The organism is Novosphingobium sp., assembly GCF_036803765.1.
GTDB lineage: Bacteria > Pseudomonadota > Alphaproteobacteria > Sphingomonadales > Sphingomonadaceae > Novosphingobium.
Window position 1 is genome coordinate 46,306 of record NZ_DAIRTS010000014.1, and the last position, 18,440, is coordinate 64,745.

Here is an 18,440-nt window from a genome sequence, read left to right on the forward strand (position 1 = left end):
AGGGCGAACGGGGTAATGTATGGGCAGTTGGCAGCTTGCCGCCGCACATCATCCCTATCCATAGAACCGTTCGGGCTGAGCCTGTCGAAGCCCCGTGCTGGCATGCGCAGCGCTAGCGCCCTTCGACAGGCTCAGGGCGAACGGGGTAATGTGTGGGCAGTTGGCAGCTTGCCGCCGCCCATCATCCCTATCCATAGAACCGTTTGGGCTGAGCTTGAAGAAGCCCCATGCTGGCAAGCACAGCGCTAGCGCCCTTCGACAGGCTCAGGGCGAACGGGGGTAATGTGTGGGCAGTTGGTAGCTTGCTACCGCACATTTTCCCTATCCATAGAACCGTTCGGGCTGAGCTTGTCGAAGCCCCGTGCTGGCAAGCGCAGCGCTAGCGCCCTTCGACAGGCTCAGGGCGAACGGAGGTGGCACACGGGCAGCTGATAGCTTGCCACCCGCGGCTTTTCCCCACCCTTGGATCCGTTCGGGCCGGCTCAGTATGCCCGCGCGATCAGGATCGTCTCGACCGCCGGTTCGCCGGTGAACGGGCAGGTGCCGCCGGGTGCCGGTGCATCGAGCGGGGTGTTGCGGATGGTCAGCTTGAGTGCCTTCAGTTGCTCGACGACCTTGTCGAGCGCCGCGCCGGTCGGGCGCGACCAGCCGAGCTGGACCCAGCCGGGGAACTTGCGGTCTTCGGCGAAGTAGGCCGCAAGGCCGTCGAGGTCGGTCACGCCGGTCTCGATCTGCGCGTCGCGGCGTGCGGCGGCTTCGGCGAAGAGCGCGGCCTGGATCGCTTCGAGTTCGCCAACAGCGCTGGCAATGAAGTCCTCGCGGCTCTGGCCGACGAAGTTGACCTTGCCGTCCTCGCGCCACAGCTTGTCACGGCGCACGGCCGACACCTGACCGCCCTCGGCGTCACGGCCACCGATTTCGAGGATCAGCGGCACGCCCTTCTTGACCCAGGCCCAGCGCTTGGCGGTGGCCTTGCCGGGGCGCTTGTCGAGCAGGACACGCACCTTTTCACCGAACACCTGCTGCGTGACCAGAGCCTTGCGCAGTTCTTCGCAATAGGCGAGCAGCGCCTCGTCGCCGTCGTTGTCGCGCAGCATGGGCAGGATCACGATCTGATGCGGCGCGACTTGCGGCGGCGTGCGCAGCCCGTCGTCGTCGCCGTGCGTCATGATGACGCCGCCGATCATGCGCGTCGACACGCCCCACGACGTGGTGTGCGCCAGCGCCTGCTGACCTTCCTTGTCCTGGTAGCGGATGCCGGCTGCCTGCGAGAACGTGGTGCCGAGGTAATGCGAGGTGCCGGCTTGGAGCGCCTTGCCGTCCTGCATCATCGCCTCGATCGAATAGGTCGCGACCGCGCCGGGGAATCGCTCGTTCTCGGGCTTGGGGCCGGCGACGACCGGCAGAGCCAGCACGTCCTCGGCGAAGCTGCGGTACATTTCGAGCGCGCGCAGCGTCTCGGTCATCGCGTCCGCCTCGTCGGCGTGCGCGGTATGGCCTTCCTGCCAGAGAAACTCGCTGGTGCGCAGGAACATGCGCGTGCGCATTTCCCAGCGCACGACGTTGGCCCACTGGTTGGTCAGCAGCGGAAGATCGCGCCACGACTGAACCCAGCGCGCCATCGCCGCGCCGATCACGGTCTCCGAGGTCGGGCGCACGATCAGCGGTTCTTCGAGCTTGGCCTCGGGATCGGGCATCAGCCCGCCCGTGGGATCGGCGATCAGGCGGTGATGCGTGACGACCGCCATTTCCTTGGCGAAGCCCTCGACGTGGTCGGCTTCCTTGGCGAAATAGGACAGCGGGATGAACAGCGGGAAGTAGCAGTTGTCGACGCCGGCTTCCTTGATGCGCTCGTCCATCAGCTTCTGGATGCGTTCCCAGATGCCATAGCCCCATGGCTTGATGACCATGCAGCCGCGCACGCCGGATTCCTCGGCGAGCTCGGCCTCGGCGATCACCGCCTGGTACCACTGGGCAAAGTCTTCGTCGCGCGTGACCGGCAGCGCGTGCTTGATCTTGGGCTGGTTCATGCCCTGCCGGTTAGCGGGTGCGGCGAATTCGGGCAACGCCCCAATGCGACCGCACTTGCAAAATCTAACGGCAGAAGACCCGCATCAGTTGCCCAGCTGGTCGAGCTTCTTCTGCATCTCGGCCATCTGCTTGCGCAGTTCGAACAGCTCGCCCGTCTCGCCACTCGCAGGCTTGTCGCCTTCGGGGCGCGGGGCGGTTGCCGCGGCGGTGGCGCCGGGTACGAAGGCCGCGGCCGCAGCCTTGAACATTTCCATGTTGCGCTGCGCGATCTGCGCGAGCGGGTTGGCGCCGATCGAATCCTCGATCGCCTTGCGCAGCTTGTTCTGGTTCTCGCGGAAGTGTTCCATCGAGGCCTCCAGGTAGCCGGGCAGCAGCGCCTGCATGGAATTGCCATACATCGCAATCAGTTGCCGCAGGAAGTTGGTCGGCAGCATCTGCTCGCCGGTGGCCTCTTCCTCCATGATGATCTGCGTCAGGATCGAATGCGTCAGATCAGCGCCAGTCTTGGCGTCGATCACTTTGAATTCGACGTTTTCCTTTACCATCTGCGCGAGGTGATCGAGCGTGATGTAGCTGGACGTCCGCGTGTTGTAGAGACGGCGGTTGGCGTACTTCTTGATGATGACGGTGTCGCCGTCCTTTGCCTGGTTTGCCATTTTTTTCTGACCCCGCTGCGGATGTCGTCAACCATTAGCAGACGCGATATGTGCAGCGCAATAACAGTCGGTCCATCCCGGTGGCGAAACCTTGCGACCGGGATGGTGGCGGCGACCGGTCAATACGCGTCGTCGCGCGGCATCCCACCCTTGAGGCCCCAGGCCGAGACGAGGAACGCCACCACGACCACGACCCAGGTGTACCACAGCCCCGAATAGGGATTGCCCGTCTTGGCGACGATCAGCGTCGACAGGAAGGGCAGGAATCCGCCGAAATAGCCCGTTCCGATGTGATAGGGGATCGACAGCGAGGAATAGCGTATGCGCGGCGGGAACATCTCGGTCAGCACTGCGGCGACCGGGCCATACGTCGCCCCCGACAGCGCCATGAGCGCGACGAGCAACAGGATCAACAGGACCGCCTGCCCCACCGAAGGCGTGACGCGCGCGAGATCGTAGCCCGTTGTGCGCAGCATCGAATGCAACTGCTCGGCGCGCAGCTTCTTATCGCCCCAGGCATAGTCATCGAGCGGCAGGCGCGCGGCGCCGGCGTGGAGGCTGAGCGACGCGGCGTTCTCGAGACGGTAGGGCACCCCGCTGGCGGTGAGGTCGGACAGCAGCTTGCCGCACGGCGTGGCCTGCTCGGCTGCAAAAGTGTCGAACCGGCAATCGGGGCCGGCGACGATTACCGGCAACTCGCGCGCCTGCGCCGCAAGGCGTGGATTGGCGACCGCGCCGATGCCATGATAGAGTGGGAACAGCAGGATGAGCGTTGCGACATAGCCCCACACGATCGGCGCCTTGCGCCCAACCTTGTCCGACAGATAGCCAGCAAGCAGAAAGCCGCCGATACCGAACAGGGCGGCGATGCCGACGATCAATTCGGCCGCCGTCTCGTTCATCCGCATTGCGGTCTTTAGGAAATTCAGGCTGCTGAACATCGCGGTGTACCAGATCACTGTGAGGCCGGCAGCGATGCCGAACAGCGCCACGAGCAGGCGCTTCTTGTTGCCGGGCCAGGTCAGGCTCTCGATGAAGGGGTTGCCGGCCAGTTCGTTTTCGGCCTTCATCGCCTGGAACACCGGACTTTCCGACAGCTTGAAGCGCATCCACAGCGAGATCGCCAGCAGCGCGAGGCTGAGGATGAACGGCACGCGCCAGCCCCATGCCGCCCATGCCGCCGGGCCGAACGCCAGCTTGCAGACAAGGACCACGACGAGGCTGAGGATGAAGCCGCCGATGACGCCGGCCTGGATGAAGCTGGTGAAGAACCCGCGCCGCCCCGGCTCGCTATGTTCGGCGACATAGACCGCGGCGCCGCCATATTCACCGCCCAGCGCCAGCCCTTGCGCGATCCGCAGGATGATGACGATCGCGGGCGCGGCGTAGCCGATCTGGGCCGCCGGCGGGACGAAGCCGACGCCGGCCGTGGCGATGCCCATCAGCGCGACGGTGGCGAGGAAGGTATACTTGCGCCCCAGGCGATCCCCGAGGAAGCCGAACAGGACTGCGCCCAGCGGACGGAAACCGAAACCGACCGCGAAGACCAGCCAGAACAGCAACAGTTCGAGCGTGGCATTGCCGGTCGGGAAGAACGCCTTGGTCAAGATCGAACCGAGCGTGCCGTAGATGAAGAAATCGTACCATTCGAACACGGTGCCCGCCGCGCTCGCGCCGATGACGAGGCGGATGTCGGCAGCGCTCGGCTGCGCCGTCGTGGTTGTCATGGTCGTGATGTCCCCCGGGGCCACGGCCCCTGTTCTGGCTTGTCTTGTGCCCGCAGCCTAGCCTGCCTTGGCCAAGGCCGCCAGTGCCGCATCCCAGGCCAGCATGATCGCGCCGTGCCGCCCCGGAACGCCGCGCGCGGTGCGCAGCAGGGCGATCCCCGGCCAATCCGGCTCGGGCGCCTCGGCATCGGCCAGCCATGCGGCGAGCGCGGCCTGCGCGGCGGTAATGTCGGCCAGGGAACGGCCGGCTGCGGCGCCGACAAAGATGCGGGCTGCGGCCTGCCCGACGGCACAGGCGTGGGGCCTGAGGCCTATGGCGGTGATGTTGCCATCATCGTCGAGCGCTAGGCCCATATCGAGCGCGCTGCCGCAGGCCCGCGATCGCGCCGACCCGGTCAGCGGCAGATCGTCGCGCCACGGCCACTGCGCCAGTTCCATCGCGGCGGCGAGCACGTCGGGCGTGTAGAGGACGGCGACGCTCGCCATGGGTCAGCCTTCCACCGGATGCTTGCGGCGGTGCGACTTTGCCTTGTGCGTCGGCTTCGCCTCGGGATCGGTCGTCGCGTTGGCGGTCGCATCGTCGTCGGCCGCCTCAGCCGCGGCAGCGCGGCGCTCGGAAATCATCGAGACCAGTTCCTCGCTCGCGGCATTCAGGAACGGATACGTTCGCGCGGCGGTGATCCACTCGGGCCGGCCCTTCACGCCCCAGACCACGTCGTAGGCAAAGACGATCAGCGCAAAGCCCAGCACGACGAGGATAGCCCCCTTGACCGCACCGAAACCGAAGCCGAGCAGGCGATCGATCGGGCCGAGCATGGAATCGCGGCTCGCCGCCCCGAGCCGGCGGGCGATGAGGCGCATCAGCCCCCAGGGTACGATCATCAGCAGGGCATAGGCCAGCACGCCCGCGCCGGTCTCGGTCTTGAGGTGCGGCTGAAGCCAGGCGGTCAGCGGCTCGAGCCCGTAATGCACCGCGACCAGCACGATGGCCCAGGCCATGAGCGAGAACACTTCTTCCACGAAGCCGCGAAAGAACCCGCCGATCGCGCCGACCGCGACGATCAGGAAGACGACATAATCGAACCCGGTCATGGGCCGGACCTAAGCCCCGCTCATCACCCGGTCAACGAGATTTGGCAGGAGGCGGATGGGGGAGAAGCGCAAGCCCTCGACCTTTTCCGCCGCGCCGTCGGGCCCGTGCATCTGCTGGAAACCGAGCTTCGCCGCCTCGCGCAGGCGCACGCCGGCATGGGCGACGGGGCGCACTTCGCCCGCCAGCGAGACTTCGCCGAACCAGGCGCTGCCCGCCGCCAGCGGCCGGTCCGCCAGGGCCGAAACCAGCGCCGCGGCCACCGCGAGATCGGCCGCCGGGTCGGTCAGGCGATAACCACCCGCGACGTTGAGATAGACTTCGGCCGAGGAAAAGCTGAGGCCGCAGCGCGATTCCAGCACGGCGAGCAACATGGCGAGGCGGCCCGAATCCCAGCCGACCACCGCACGGCGCGGGGTGGCGCCGCTGGCGAGGCGAACCGTCAGGGCCTGGATCTCGACCAGTACCGGGCGCGTCCCCTCGAGCGCGGGGAAGACCGCGCTGCCGGGCACGGGGTCCTCGCGCCCCGACAGGAACAGCAGCGAGGGGTTGCCCACTTCCTCCAGCCCTGCCCCGGCCATGGCGAAGACGCCGATCTCGTCGACCGCGCCGAAGCGGTTCTTGATGGCGCGCAGGATGCGGTACTGGTGGCTACGCTCGCCCTCGAAGCTCATCACCACATCGACCATGTGTTCGAGCACGCGCGGTCCGGCGATCGAGCCGTCCTTGGTGACGTGGCCGACGAGCACCAGCGCGACGCCGTTTTCCTTGGCATAGCGGATCAGCTCGAAGGCGCAGCCGCGCACCTGGCTGACCGTGCCGGGGGCGCCCTCGATCTGGTCGGAGTGCATGGTCTGGATCGAATCGATCACCAGCAGCGCAGGCGCATCCATGGTGCCCAGCGTGGTGAGGATGTCGCGCACCGAAGTCGTCGAGGCGAGGCGGATCGGCGCCTTGCCCAGCCCCAGCCGGTCCGCGCGCAGGCGGATCTGGTCCGAAGCCTCTTCGCCGCTGATGTAGACGACGAGGCCGCCGCTGTTGGCAATGGCCGCCGCGGTCTGCAGCAGCAGTGTCGACTTGCCGATACCGGGGTCGCCGCCCATGAGGATCGCCGAGCCGGGGACCAGCCCGCCGCCAAGCGCGCGGTCGAATTCGGCAAGGCCGGTCTTGCGGCGCTGCGGCAGGGCCACGGGCGTGTCGAGCGAGACGAACTGCACCGCGCGACCGCCGCTCGACAAGTCATGCTTGGCCGAGAACACCGTCTGCGGTGCTTCTTCGACGAGCGTATTCCACTCCGCGCAATCGGGGCATTGCCCCTGCCAGCGCGAGGACAGGCTGCCACAGGCCTGGCAGACATAACGGCGTTTGGGCTTGGCCATGTGCTAGCGCCTAATGCGAACAGATGTGGAACGCAAGCCACCGTTCGCTCCAGTCTGGCGCGCGCGAACCGCTTATTCCGAAAAGGCCGAGCGCTGTGCGGCTTCGACTTCCTCCAGATAGCGACGCCGCGCATGACGTTCGGTGATGACCCCCTGCACCACGCCGACGCCGTCGACCACCGCGATTTCGTCGGCGGCGTGGTCGTCGAACAGTGCAAGGATCGCCTTGATGTCGGCCGCCGGGGCGACGGTCACGTCGCACAGGCCGGCGAGCGCATGGAGGCGGGTGTCGGGCGCCAAGTCGGCGCGATAGGCCGCGGCGGTCGACAGGATGCCGCCATAGCGCCCCTGCTCGTCGACGAGCACGGCCTTGCTCGACGAGCCGAGCGGCATGCGCGCGCGAAATTCGGCAACGGTCAGGTCCTCGGGCATCGACACCCAGTCGCGCCGCATGATCCGCCCGGCCGAGAGGTTGAGCATCCAGCCGATGTCGCGCGGGCCGCGGATGGTGCTGCCCCGCAAGTGCAGGCGCCAGGTGGAGAATGAATAACCGAACAGCTCGCGCGTCAACGTGCCCGAAACCAGCGAGGCGGTCAGCACCACGCCCATGAGCGCGAAGTCGTGCGTGATCTCGAGCATGAGCATGGCCAGCGTCATCGGCCCGCCGACGATCGACACGCTGAGCGCGGCCATGCCGACGAGCGCGGCATCGGTCGGGTCCAGCGCCAGCCCCGGCACCAATTGCCCGGCGATGATCGAGAACGCCTGGCCCACGACCGAGCCGAGGAACAGTGAGGCAAAGAACAGGCCGCCGCGAAAACCGCTCGACAGCGCGATCACGCAGGCCGCGATCTTGGCCAGCAGCACGATCGCCAGGAAATCGAGGCCGGGACGCAGCGCGAGATTGAGATGCAGCGCGCCATGGCCGGCCGAAAGCGACTGCGGCGTGACGAGGGCCAGCGGGATCAGCAGCGCACCGCCCAGCACCGGCCGCCAGCGGGCCAGCCAGGGGAGCCGCTGCAGTCCCTGCTCCGCCCCGGTGACGAGGCGCATCGTAACGATGCCGACGACCGCGCAGATTACACCAAGCACGCCGAAAGCGAGGTACTGCGGATAGGCCAGCGCACGTCCGGCAGCGGTCGTCGCGATCAGCCAAGGCTCGCTGCCCATCAGCCGCGACATCGCCGCAGCGGCCAGTGCAGCCGCCATGACCGGCGCGACGGCCCCAGGCACGAAGGAGCCGATGACGATCTCGAAGGCATAGAAGGCACCGGCGAGCGGCGCGTTGAACGCGGCCCCCACGGCCGCGCCTGCCCCGGCCCCGACGAGCGTGCGCAAGTCGTTGCGCCGCAGCTTCATAGCCTGTCCCAGCAGCGAGGCCATCCCGCCGCCCATCTGCGCGTAGGCCGCCTCAAGCCCGACCGAGGCACCGACGCCGTTCGAGACGACAGTCTGGCCGGCGATGATGAGGTTGTCGGCAGGCGGCACCCGCCCGCCATGGAGGGCATTGGCCTCGACCACGTCGACCAGCCCGCGCCCGCGTCGCCGCAGCCAGCGCGACCACAGGACGAGCACCAGCCCGCCGAGCGGCAGCGCCAGCAAGCGCCAGGGGTGGCGCACTTCGGGCAGAGCGCTCAGGCGGTTCCCCTCGAGCCCGTAGAACACCTGCTGCATCGCGTGGGCGAGCCAGCCGAGCGCGTTGGTCGACAGGCCGGCGAGCAGGCCGGCGATCGCGGCGAGCACGATGAAAGCGGCCTCGCTGCCGCGCAGCAGGCGGCGCAGGCGCACGAAGAGCCTGATCGAGAGAGCAGAGACGGCGCTGGACCAACCGTTACGCATCGCCCGTTCAAAGCCGCGAACGGCGGGCGGGTCAAACGCAAAGTGGCCCCGATCAATTGTCAAGATATTCCAGGCGCGTACGGGTACCACCATTAGGCAGCGCAAGGACTCGTTAGCCCAAATCCAGCATACCAACGCATTGACCGGAATGATCGGGATGGCGCGATGATCAAGTTCCAAGGCCGCATTCTCGAAATGATCGCGCGCGGCGAGACGCTGGAGGCCACGGCGCAGCGTCTTTGCGAAGACCTCGGGCGGCTATTGCCGGGCCTTGCCTGCTCAATCGTCACCCTGTCGCCCGAAGAAACGCTGCAAACGCTCGCCGCCGCCGGACTGCCCCAGGCCTATGTCGATGCTGTCAACGGCCTGCCGATCGGCCCCGCCGCGGGATCGTGCGGCACGGCATGCTTTACCGGGCAGGAAGTGGTCAGCGCGGATATTGCCTGCGACCCGGCCTGGGCCGGGTATCGCGATCACATCCTGCCGCATGGCTATCGCGCCTGCTGGTCCCGGCCCATCTTCGCCGGGAAGCCTGATCCGGTCGCCGCGCTGGCGCTCTATTACCGCGATCCGCGTCCGCCGACCGCAGAAGAGAGACGCATCGTCGATGCCTGCGTCGATCTGTGCACCATTGCACTCGAGCGACACTGGCGGGTGGAGGAGCAACTTCGCCGCGCCAACACCGACGAACTGACCGGCCTTGCCAACCGCGCCGCCTTCAACGCCGCGCTCGAGGCACTGGATTGCGAGCAGGGCGGATGGGCGTTGTTCCAGATCGACCTCGACAATTTCAAGGCGGTGAACGACACGTTCGGCCATCATGCCGGCGACAGGCTGCTGTGCCATGCCGCCCATCGCTTCGTGGCGGCCGCCCACCCCAATCGCGTCTTCCGCATCGGCGGTGACGAATTTGCCGTGATCGTCGATCATTCCGCCACGCTCGAAGCGCTGGAGACGGCCGCCGGCCGGCTGCTTGGCGCCCTGGCTGAGCCGGTGGAGGACGTGGGCGACCTGGTCCGGCCTGCCGCGACGGTCGGCATCGCCACCTGCACGCCCGGAGACTGCAACGCGACACGCGTCCAGCAGAATGCCGATTTCGCGCTGTACCACGGCAAGGACATCGCCCGCGGCGGGGTGATCCGATACTGGCCGGGGATCGGCACGCGCATGACGCGGCGGATGAATGCGGTACGCGAAGTGGACAGCGCGCTGCGCGATGGCCGGCTGCTTGCCTACTACCAGCCGGTCATCCATCTCGAGACCGGCCTGATCACCGGGCTCGAGGCCTTGTGCCGCATCGAGGTCGGCGGCCAGATCCACAGCGCCGGAGCGTTCCACGAGGCGACGACCGATGCGCAGACCGCCTGCGCGCTGACTCGCGCGATGGTCCGCCAGGTGGCGCAGGACGCGCGCCAGTGGCTCGACCGTGGGCTCGACTTCCAGCGCGTCGGCATCAACGTCAGTTCACCCGACCTGCACAGCGCCGGGTTCTTCGATCACTTGGCCGAAACCATGAGCGCGAACGGCGTACCGCTCTCGCTCATCGTGCTGGAGATCACCGAGGCGGTCTATATGGACGACGATGCCGGGGTCGTGCGCAATTCCGTCGCCGCGCTGCGCCGTCACGGCCTCAAGGTCGCGCTCGATGACTTCGGCACCGGCTTCGCCTCGTTGACGCACCTGATCTCGGTGCCGGTCGACTATATCAAGATCGACAAGTCCTTCGTCGATCGGATCGTATCGCACCGGCCGAGCCAGATCATTGTCGAGGGCGTGATCGGCATCGCCTCCAAGCTCGGCATCCAGGTCGTGGCCGAGGGTGTCGAAACAGCGGCCCAGGCGGCCAAGCTCGCGGACATGGAGTGCATGCTGGGCCAGGGCTACCTGTTCTCGCCGGCAGTCGATGCTGCGGGCCTGGCCGCGCTGGTCAAGGCGCAGGCCGCGCGCCATGACCAGTGGGCGCGCGATCGCCGCAGCGCCTGACCAATTGCGCCCGATCAGGACGCGACGCCCATGACCTCTGGCTGGTGGTGCTCGGCCATTGCCTGCGAATTGGCTGCGCGCGCGTCGGCGACCATCTGCTGCATGAAGGCGAGCTTGGCGGCGATCGCGTCTGACAGGTGGAACGGGTAGAGATCGGGCTGACCCATGGCGCGATTGACGGCGTTCATGGCGAACGAAACCGGCGCCATCTCGGCCGTCAGAGCGGGCGCGTCGGCGCGGTACGGATCGAACTCGACCGCGACGTGGCCATCGCCATCGCTGCCCCCGAAGGCCGTCAGCGACAGGTCAAAGCCGCGGGCGGTGGCCAGGACGTCGACGATGTGCAGGTAATGCGCGAAGGTCTCGGCGAAGTCTTCCCACGGGTGGCTCGTGGCATAGGAACTGACGAAGTCTTCGGTCCAGGGCTGCGCGCCGCCATTGTAGTGGGCCTGGAGCGCCGCGGCATAGTCTGTGCGCTCGTCGCCAAACAGGGCACGGAACGCCTCGAGCCGGTCAGGATCGGTCGCGACCAGCCGTGACCAGTAGTGATGGCCGACTTCGTGGCGGAAGTGGCCGAGCAGCGTGCGGTAGGGCTCGCCCATCGCCAGGCGCACCTGTTCGCGATGCGCATCGTCCGCCTCGGAGACGTCGAGCGTGATGAGGCCTTCGTCGTGCCCGGTGATGATCTTGGTGCCTCCCGTCGCGCCATCGCCGGCGTGGAGGAAATCGAAGGCCAGGCCCTGCACCCCGTCGCGCTCCTCGGCCTTGGTTTCCAGCGGCAGCCCAAGGCGAATCAGCGTATGGAACAGGCGGCGCTTGGCCTCCTCGACCTTCGCCCAGAGCGGCGGAACGGCGGGATCGTTGAGATCGGGAATGGTGCGATTGTGCCGGCATGCGCGGCACATTCCGCCGTCGGCTTCGGGCGTGGTGAGCCAGTTGCAGATGCCGTAGGCGTTGTTGTTGGCGCAGACGACGAGGTCGGCGGCCGCGCCCTCGCGGTCGCGCCACACGGTGCCCTGGTCGGCCAGGAAGCGGAAGCGATCGATCCCGGGATCATAGCCCAGCGTCGCGCTGCAGTCGGGACAGACGCGCACTTCGAAATGGTTGAGGCGGCGGCAGTTGGGGCAGGCAAACGGGCGCATGGCTTCGCTCTCGCATCGGGGGACGCCCCCACTACGCCGCGGCACCCGCTCCGTTCCGGCAATTTGGCACCTTTGCCCCTTTGACGCGGACCATGCGATCGGTCAGCGTGCGCAGATGACGACGATCGCAGACCTGCTCGCTCCGCTCCGCGCCTTTCGCCAGGACATCCACGCGCATCCCGAACTCGGCTTTGCCGAGCATCGCACCGCAGGCCGGATCGCGCAGGAATTGCGCGCGATCGGGCTGGAGGTGCACGAAGGAATCGGCGGTACGGGTGTCGTCGGGGTTTTGCGCAACGGCTCCTCGGGGCGGAGCGTGGGCCTGCGCGCAGACATGGATGCCCTGCCGATCCACGAGCAGACCAACCTGCCCTACGCCAGCCGCCACCCCGGCGTGTTCCACGGCTGCGGGCACGACGGGCACATGGCCATGCTGCTGGGCGCCGCCCAGCACCTTGCCGCCAATCGCGATCTCGTCGACGGGACGGTTAATTTCATCTTCCAGCCTGCAGAAGAAGGCCAAGGCGGTGCGCGGGCCATGGTCGAGGACGGGCTGTTCACGCGGTTTCCGTGCGACCGGGTCTATGCCCTGCACAACTGGCCGGACCTGCCCGCCGGGACGATCGCCACGCGGCCGGGTCCGATCATGGGGGCGGCCGACAAGTTTCGCATCGTGCTGACCGGCAAGGGCGGCCATGCCGCGATCCCCCACACCACCCCGGACGCGATCCTCGCCGCCGCAGCGCTGGTCGGGCAGGTCAATACCATCGTCTCGCGTGCGATCCCGGCCACCGCATCGGCGGTAATCTCGGTCACGCAGATCAACGGCGGGCTGGCGCACAACGTCATTCCCGAGACGGTCGAGATCATCGGCACGGTGCGAACCTTCGACCCGGCGGTACAAGCGATCATTGCCGAACGGCTGGAGACGATGTCCGCAGGCGTGGCGACGTCGTTCGGGGTGGCCGCGGACGTGACCTACACCCGCTACTATCCCGCGACGATCAACGACGCCGACGCGGCCGCTGACGTCCTGGCGATTGCGGCAGGCGTCGGCACGGCACAACTCGCGCCCGATCCGGCGTTCACTTCGGAAGACTTTGCCTTCATGCTGCAGGCGTGCCCGGGCGCCTATATCTGGCTGGGCCAGGGGCGCGGCGCGACGCCGCCCCCGCTGCACAACCCGCACTACGACTTCAACGACGACGTTCTCGCCACGGGCATAGCCCTGCACGTGGCGCTCGCCCGCCACTGGCTCGGCCGATAGGCGGGGCCGAAATCCGGCAGAATTCTGCACGTTTTTGTGCAGATAATGGTTGTTTACATTTGCGTGGCGGTCGGAGTGTGGCAGGGTCGGCTCTGCCGCCCACTTGCGGCGCCGGGCGCAAACGCCGGGTGCGGGTGGATGGACGAGAGGCTGGCCGATGATCCCTACCCATACCGACATCGGCGCCATCGACTGGAATCTGCTGGAATATTCGCCCAACGCCTACATTCTGGTAGGGCCGACCCACGCATTGCCGATACTGACCTGCAACGCGGCCTACGAGAACGTCGTGGGCAGAGTACGAGCGGCAATCATCGGCATGCCTCTGTTCGAGGCTTTTCCGGCTGACGAGACAAGCGAGAGCTATCGTCTGCTGAGGGCCTCGTTCGACCGCGTTCTCGCTACGCACGAGACCGACCACATCGCGTTCATCCCCTACGACATCTCGACCGCAGGCGAGCCCCCCGCCATGCGCTATTGGAGCGCAACACATGTGCCGGTGCTGGCCGAGGATGGCAGCCTGCGCGCGATCCTGCAGCACACGGCCGACATCACCGACCTGCTCGACGGCGGATCGCACCTGCAGAATGCGGCGATCATCGAGGCCGGCATCCTCATGCGCGCCAACAAGGTCCAGGACGAAAGCCGCCGGCTGCGCGAGCTGTTCGACCAGGCGCCGGGATTCGTTGGCATCCTGCGCGGGCGCGATCACGTGTTCGAGATCGCGAACATGGCCTATCGCCGCCTCGTCGGCGGGCGAGAACTGGTCGGCAAGCCGGTCCGCCAAGCCCTGCCCGAAGTCGTCGACCAGGGATTCATCACGCTGCTCGACGAAGTCTATACCTCCGGCGAGACCTTCGTCGGCCACGGCGTGCAGGTCATGCTGCAGCAATCCCCCGATGCCGCCCCGGCCGAGCTGTTCATCGACTTCGTCTACCAGCCGCTGCGCGACGCGCGCGGCGCGGTCTATGGCATCTTCGTCCAGGGCAACGACGTTACCGAGCAGAAGCGCGCCGAGGAACGGATGGCGACAATCACCCGCGAGAGCGCGCATCGCGTGAAGAATACCCTCGCCATGGCGCAGGCCGTGGTTTCGGCGACGCTTCGCGATGTGCCCGGCGTGGCCGCCGCGCGGCAGTCGATCCTGGCCCGGCTGGGCGTTCTTGCGGTAACCCAGCCCGCGCTGGTCGACGGACGGGTCGCACCGTCGGATGTCGCGCAGATCGTTCCGGCCGTCATGCAGTTGCACGTCGATGTCTTCGGCCGGATCAGCATCGAGGGCCCAAGCGTCGCGATCGAGGCCAACGCGGCTCAGGGCCTGGCACTGATCCTGCACGAGTTGGCGACGAATGCGATCAAGTATGGCGCACTGTCGAACGAGACGGGATCGATCGCGATACGCTGGTGGGTGCCGGAGGGCACCGATCGCGTCGAGCTGGAATGGCGCGAGTCCGGCGGACCGGAAGTCCGCACGCCGCAAGCCAAGGGTTTCGGCACCAAGCTGATCGAGCGCGCACTACCGCGCAAGGCCGACAACAAGGTGACGCTCGACTATGCGCCCGATGGTCTGGTCTGCCGTTGCAGGGTCGAGCTGGCCTGACCTCGCCGTCCGTTTAGGCCAGCTTGCGGTCCAGCCATGACGCCAGCAGCGCGGGCCACTGACCGGCCGGCGCATTCGAGGGCCCTGTCCCGAAGCCATGGCCGCCCTCCTCGGGATAGTGCACTTCGACCGGGCGGTGCGCCGCGAGCATCGCATCGGCGAACAGCCGGGTGTTCTGCCAAGGCACGGCGGGGTCGTCGAACGCGTGAGCCAGGAATACCGGCGGCGTATTGGCCGTCACATGCCGTGCGGGCGAGCGGCGCGCCACCAGGGCGGCCGTGGGGTTGGGCCCAAGCAGCAGTTCTGCCGACATGGCGTGGGTATAGGGTGCCTCCATCGCGATGACCGGATAGATCAGCGCACCGGCGCAAGGCCTGGAATCCATCTGGTCGATCCCGTCGCGCGGCGGCACGACCGGCGCGGCATAGTCGGTCAGCAACGAGGCGGCGAGATGTCCGCCGGCCGAAAACCCGATGACCGAGAGCTTGGCCGGGTCGGTCGCGTGGGCGGCGGCAAGGCTACGCACCTTGCGGACGGCACGCTGGGCGTCGGCCAGCGGCACGTCGGCGCGGGCGAGCCCGCCGGCGACACGCCAGCCCTCGCTCGGCAGACGATAGACGAGGACATAGACCGTATAGCCAAGCGCGGTGAACGCCTTGGCCACATCGACGCCCTCGTTGCGAATCGACACGAAGCGGTAAGCCCCGCCCGGAATGACGAGCAGCGGCCGGCCATTGCTGCGCGCGGGGCGAAATACCCGCAGATAAGGCGCAGCGACATTGCTGATGAAGGTGTCGGCCATTTTCGCGTCGCGCGGGACGGCACGGAACGTCCCGCCGGGAGGGGCGCCGTTCCATAGCATGACCTGCTCGGCCTGCGACCATTCAATTGGCGTCGCCGAAATACCCGGAGGGATCGCCAGCGGCGGCGGCGCCGCCAGGGCGGACGATCCGAAAAGCGAGGCACCTGCCCCCACGAGCCCCGCGCCGAGAAACAAGGTGCGGCGGTCCAATGTCGTCTCATCCATGGCAGGTTTTCCCTCGCGGCGCAGGGTCTTGGCGCCGGAAAGCCGATGTACCGCACTGGCGGCCTTTGGCAACCGCCCGGGCGCCCAAGCCTATGCCACTGCGATCCCGGCGCGTTCGAGCCATTGCGCTGCCGGGGCCAGATCCGCCGCGTGATGCTTCCACCGCGCCACGGCATCGCGGTAGATTGGCTGGCGCACTTGCGCCGCGCTCGGCGTGGAGACCGGCGCGGCATTGGTGTGGAAGTCGAGACAGGCGTCGGACCATGCAAGGCCGCAATGCGACAGCAGCGCACGGGTCTGCCCTTCCTGGTCTGCGACCAAGGCTTCGTAGTCGATTTCCAGCACGCGGCCCGGCAGCGCTTCACGCCAGAACGCCATGAGCCTGTCGAAACCGGCATAATAGCGCGCGATGTCGAGCAGATCGTAGCTGTAGTCGTAATAGCGCGAGGAGATCGCGAAGAGATTGCGGAAATTGCTGAGCACCGTGTCGAGCGGATGGCGGCGCAGGCAGACGATCCGCGCATTCGGCAGCGCGCGGGCGATCATGCCGACATAGTGGAAGTTGCCGGGGAACTTGTCGACGAAGCGGGGGGCACCGCGGCGATGGTGATGTGCCGCGCGCGCCAGGTAGTCACGCCCGATGACGGCGGGATCGACGCGCGCTGCGGCGGCAATGGTCTCGGGGTCGAGCACGACTCGGCTGCGCGTTCCTGCCGCCAGCTTGACCGCGAGCGGCATGGCCTGGAGTTCGCCTGCGCTCTCCACATCGGGATGCGAGGACAGGATGCGGTCGACGAGCGTGGTGCCGGTGCGCGGCATGCCGATCACGAAGATGGGCGCAGGCCCGGCATCCGCCGCGAGCGGGCGAGCGGAGGCTGGCGGCGGCCAATGCTGCATGATCGCCGCGACGTTCGCCGCGTCGCTTTGCGGATCGTAGGCCAGCGTCGCGCGGTGTTCGGCGTTGGTGGCCGTCAATTGCGCAAAGGCCCGATCGCGCGCACCGGTGTCTTCCAGCTCCTTCATCAGCGCATAGCCGATGAGCAGCCGGTCGCGTCGGTTAGTGGCCTGGTCGAGCGTGCCTTGCAGCCGGGTGATGTGGTTGGCCGCCGGTGTCTGCTTGCGCAAGCTGGCGAGGAGATGATGCGCCCGCCCTTCGCCCGGCCGCATTGCGATCAGCGCCTCGAACGCGATCTCGGCCTCGTCGACGCGGCCGACGAAGTTGAGCGCGGCGGCGAGGTTGTAGCGGAATTCTGGATTGTCGGGCGCCTCCGCCACCGCCGCGGCGAAATGCGGGACCGAGGCGGCATGATCGCCGAGCCGGGCATAGACGCAGCCGATGGTGTCGCGGCTCAGCGCATCGGTCGGCGGCGACACTTCGGCACGCTGCAGCGCCTCTGCCGCCTCGCCATCGCGGCGCAGGGTGATGAGCAGCCGGGCCAGCTGGGCCAGGTAATCCCCGCGCGGCTCGAGCGCGATCGCGCGGCGCAGGAGATCGACCGCCGGCGCCAGCCGTCCGGCCGAAGCCTCGACCATTGCGAGGAGGAAGTGCCCTTCGGCAGCCTCGGGCGCGGTAGCGACCAGCCCCTGCGCCAGCTTGTGCGCCATGACGAAGTCGCCTTCCTCGAGCGCGCGGCGGGCATGCGCGGCGCGCAGGGCTATGGAAGTAGCGGCGTCGGACGGGATCCTGGTCATCGTGCGCCGGTCTGGCACCGCGTGGCGGGGTGACGCAAGACCGGCGTTGCGGATCAATTGCCCAGCGCTTGCGTCGCTGACGGTGCGCCACCTCCACGGCGACGCTTCCATGCGTCGAGAACCGGGACGAACGGGAACAGGAACTGTTCTCGGATCGACAGGCGGCGGCGCTCGTCCTGACCGACCAGCACGCCCTCACCTTCGCGGTACGTGCCGAACACGCGGTCGATGAGGATCATCGAGTTGGCATAGTTGCAGCGCGTTTCCTCGTAGCCGACCGAGTGGTGCAGGCTGTGATTGCGGATGGTGGTGAGAAAGAACGCGTAGAACCACGGCGGATCCGCGCGCACGTTGGCATGGGCAAAGCCGGATACAACCTGCCCGACGCTGGCGGCACAGAGGATCGCGGTCGTGTCGAAGTCGAACAGCGCGATCACGCTGAGACTGATCAGCCAAAGCTCGATCGGATTGCCGACATAGCCCTTGAGCGCGTTGAGCTGGGTGATGTGATGGTGCGGCGCGTGAGTCAGCCACAGCGGCGTCCAGTTGTGCATCGCGCGGTGCATCCAGTACTGGCCGAACTCGACCAGGAAGAACACCAGGAACACCTGCAGCAGGAACGGCAGCTTGGCGAGGCCGGGCGTGGCGAGGCCGAGCGAGACTTTCAACGTATGGAGCGGCGAGTCCGCGAAGGTGTTGGCCGCCCAGCCGATCACCGTGGTCATCAGCACCACGTAGAACACGTCGGTCATCAGCTCCTGCCGGTTGAGCCGCCAGCCCTCGTGCCGCTCGAACAGCCACTCGAGCGCGAGGATCCACGCCGAGATCACGGTCGAGAGGATGGTCAGCGTCCAGCCGTAGCCGGTCACCGATGCCGGGGCGAAGGCCCAGAACGCGACGACCGCGGCGAGCGTTGCAGGCGGGATCAACCCGATCATACGCTCGCGCAGGCGGCGAGGCGGGGACACACTGACAATGTCTTGGGTCATCATGGTCATTCGTCGGTC

Annotated in this window: 14 protein-coding genes; 3 read left to right on the plus strand and 11 right to left on the minus strand. The window is 67.3% G+C overall.

Annotated features, from left to right (window positions below):
- Nucleotides 1–482 precede the first annotated feature (482 nt).
- From proS to V7Q48_RS10990, 7 genes are all read right to left on the minus strand, one after another.
- The gene (gene proS, locus V7Q48_RS10960) at nt 483–2,030 is read right to left on the minus strand and encodes a proline--tRNA ligase (protein WP_333838118.1); all 1,548 of its coding nucleotides are present in this window, start codon (nt 2,028–2,030) and stop codon (nt 483–485) included.
- An 84-nt stretch (nt 2,031–2,114) separates the two neighbouring features.
- Nucleotides 2,115–2,687 (minus strand): polyhydroxyalkanoate synthesis repressor PhaR, encoded by a 573-nt coding sequence (gene phaR, locus V7Q48_RS10965; protein WP_333838119.1) that lies wholly within the window; start codon nt 2,685–2,687, stop codon nt 2,115–2,117.
- Between the two features lie 119 nt (nt 2,688–2,806).
- Nucleotides 2,807–4,414 (minus strand): MFS transporter, encoded by a 1,608-nt coding sequence (locus V7Q48_RS10970; RefSeq protein WP_333838120.1) that lies wholly within the window; start codon nt 4,412–4,414, stop codon nt 2,807–2,809.
- Nucleotides 4,415–4,471: 57 nt separating this feature from the next.
- Nucleotides 4,472–4,900, minus strand: coding sequence for an iron-sulfur cluster assembly scaffold protein (locus V7Q48_RS10975; RefSeq protein ID WP_333838121.1), 429 nt, complete (start codon nt 4,898–4,900; stop codon nt 4,472–4,474).
- A 3-nt stretch (nt 4,901–4,903) separates the two neighbouring features.
- Complete coding sequence (locus V7Q48_RS10980; protein ID WP_333838122.1) at nt 4,904–5,506, minus strand: CvpA family protein; 603 nt, start codon at nt 5,504–5,506, stop codon at nt 4,904–4,906.
- Nucleotides 5,507–5,515: 9 nt separating this feature from the next.
- Nucleotides 5,516–6,883, minus strand: a complete 1,368-nt coding sequence (radA, locus tag V7Q48_RS10985; RefSeq protein WP_333838123.1) for a DNA repair protein RadA — start codon at nt 6,881–6,883, stop codon at nt 5,516–5,518.
- A 72-nt stretch (nt 6,884–6,955) separates the two neighbouring features.
- Nucleotides 6,956–8,722: a chloride channel protein gene (locus tag V7Q48_RS10990; RefSeq protein ID WP_333838124.1), complete on the minus strand. Its 1,767-nt coding sequence runs from the start codon at nt 8,720–8,722 to the stop codon at nt 6,956–6,958.
- A 165-nt stretch (nt 8,723–8,887) separates the two neighbouring features.
- Here V7Q48_RS10990 and V7Q48_RS10995 point away from each other — a divergent pair, with 165 nt between their 5' ends.
- Nucleotides 8,888–10,705: a putative bifunctional diguanylate cyclase/phosphodiesterase gene (locus V7Q48_RS10995; RefSeq protein ID WP_333838125.1), complete on the plus strand. Its 1,818-nt coding sequence runs from the start codon at nt 8,888–8,890 to the stop codon at nt 10,703–10,705.
- Nucleotides 10,706–10,719: 14 nt separating this feature from the next.
- Here V7Q48_RS10995 and V7Q48_RS11000 read toward each other — a convergent pair whose 3' ends face one another.
- Nucleotides 10,720–11,847, minus strand: a complete 1,128-nt coding sequence (locus V7Q48_RS11000; protein ID WP_333838126.1) for a zinc-binding metallopeptidase family protein — start codon at nt 11,845–11,847, stop codon at nt 10,720–10,722.
- Between the two features lie 115 nt (nt 11,848–11,962).
- Between V7Q48_RS11000 and V7Q48_RS11005 the strand changes: the two genes are divergently transcribed.
- Together V7Q48_RS11005 and V7Q48_RS11010 are read left to right on the plus strand one after the other, a co-directional pair.
- Nucleotides 11,963–13,114 (plus strand): M20 aminoacylase family protein, encoded by a 1,152-nt coding sequence (locus tag V7Q48_RS11005; RefSeq protein ID WP_333838127.1) that lies wholly within the window; start codon nt 11,963–11,965, stop codon nt 13,112–13,114.
- Between the two features lie 157 nt (nt 13,115–13,271).
- Complete coding sequence (locus V7Q48_RS11010) at nt 13,272–14,714, plus strand: sensor histidine kinase (RefSeq protein WP_333838128.1); 1,443 nt, start codon at nt 13,272–13,274, stop codon at nt 14,712–14,714.
- A 13-nt stretch (nt 14,715–14,727) separates the two neighbouring features.
- On the opposite strand, the gene V7Q48_RS11015 is transcribed toward V7Q48_RS11010, so the two are convergent.
- From V7Q48_RS11015 to V7Q48_RS11025, 3 genes are all read right to left on the minus strand, one after another.
- Nucleotides 14,728–15,741 carry an alpha/beta hydrolase gene (locus V7Q48_RS11015; protein WP_333838130.1) on the minus strand — a complete coding sequence of 338 codons (1,014 nt, stop codon included), beginning with the start codon at nt 15,739–15,741 and terminating at the stop codon, nt 14,728–14,730.
- Nucleotides 15,742–15,831: 90 nt separating this feature from the next.
- Nucleotides 15,832–17,433, minus strand: coding sequence for a tetratricopeptide repeat-containing sulfotransferase family protein (locus V7Q48_RS11020; RefSeq protein ID WP_333838131.1), 1,602 nt, complete (start codon nt 17,431–17,433; stop codon nt 15,832–15,834).
- Between the two features lie 53 nt (nt 17,434–17,486).
- A complete protein-coding gene (locus V7Q48_RS11025) occupies nt 17,487–18,371 on the minus strand; it encodes a sterol desaturase family protein (protein WP_333838132.1) in 885 nt (294 codons plus the stop codon).
- Nucleotides 18,372–18,440: the final 69 nt, after the last annotated feature.